Annotated in this window: 1 protein-coding gene; it reads left to right on the forward strand. The window is 59.1% G+C overall.

The window, feature by feature from the left end; genetic code table 11:
* Positions 1-221: 221 nt before the first annotated feature.
* On the forward strand, positions 222-1,107 hold an 886-nt coding region (locus tag HLUSI_RS0125015), incomplete at its 3' end, for an MCP four helix bundle domain-containing protein (RefSeq protein WP_016836537.1).

Below are 1,107 nucleotides of genomic sequence, written 5' to 3' on the forward strand. Positions count from 1 at the left end.
GCGCGGCGCGCGACACCCGGATCGGACTATGCCGAGCGTGAAGTCGAGGTGCAGGTTGGACGCTGAACGGACCGTTTTGCATGCTGCTGCGCAGCAGTGTTGCTTTCGTCCAAACTTGTGTTTGCCATCACGAAAAAACGAGGTAATCTGCATCAGAGCCCGGACCAGAACCGTGCCAGGGAAACATAAACACAACGACAGTACGCGGGGACGCAGCCATCATGAAACAACTTTCCAGCATGCGGATTTCGAGCCGCCTGATTTTCGGTTTTGCCATCGTTCTCATCCTGGCGACCATTTCCACTTCGATAGGACTGATCAACGCCAGGCGCAATGCAGAAGCCACCCGCGCCATGATGGAATTGCCGCTGGCCAAGGAAAGGCTGGTCGCCGACTGGTTCGTGCTGACGTATTCGGCGATCGTGCGTACGTCGATGATCGCGCGCAGTTCTGACGCCAATCTGGCAGATACCTTCAAGGAGGCGATCGCCGCCAGCGTCGTGTCCGGCAGCGGCATCATCAAGAAGATCGAACCGCGCCTGAGTTCGGAGGACGAGAAGGCCCTGTTCAAGGAAATCATCGCCGCGCGCAACAAATACCAGGCTGCCAAGGAACTTGTGATGAATACGCGCAAGACCGGCGACGGCGCCGCCGCCGAGAAAGCCTACAAGGACGTGTTCGAGCCTGCATCCAAGGCCTATGCGGACAAGGTCAATGCGCTGCTGGCGATGCAACGCAAAGCCATCGACCAGATGGCCGTCGACATCGACCGCTCCAGCACGCACGGCATGCAACTGATGATGACGCTGGGCGTGCTGCTGGTGCTCATCAGCGTGGTCGCGGTGCTGATCATTTCGCGCAGCATCACGACGCCGTTGAAGCGCGCTCTGGAGGTCGCCAAGATGGTGGCTGCAGGCGACCTCACCGCCAGCATCGAGAAACACGGCAAGGATGAAATCGCCGAACTGATGCAGGCGCTCGACGAGATGAATACTGGCCTGCGCAAGATCGTCTCGGAAGTGCAGGTCGGCACCGATTCGATTTCCACCGCCGCCAATGAAATCGCCTCCGGCAATTTCGACCTGTCGTCGCGCACCGAACAGCAGG

Origin of the sequence: Herbaspirillum lusitanum P6-12, from assembly GCF_000256565.1 — a bacterium.
Taxonomy (GTDB): domain Bacteria; phylum Pseudomonadota; class Gammaproteobacteria; order Burkholderiales; family Burkholderiaceae_D; genus Herbaspirillum; species Herbaspirillum lusitanum.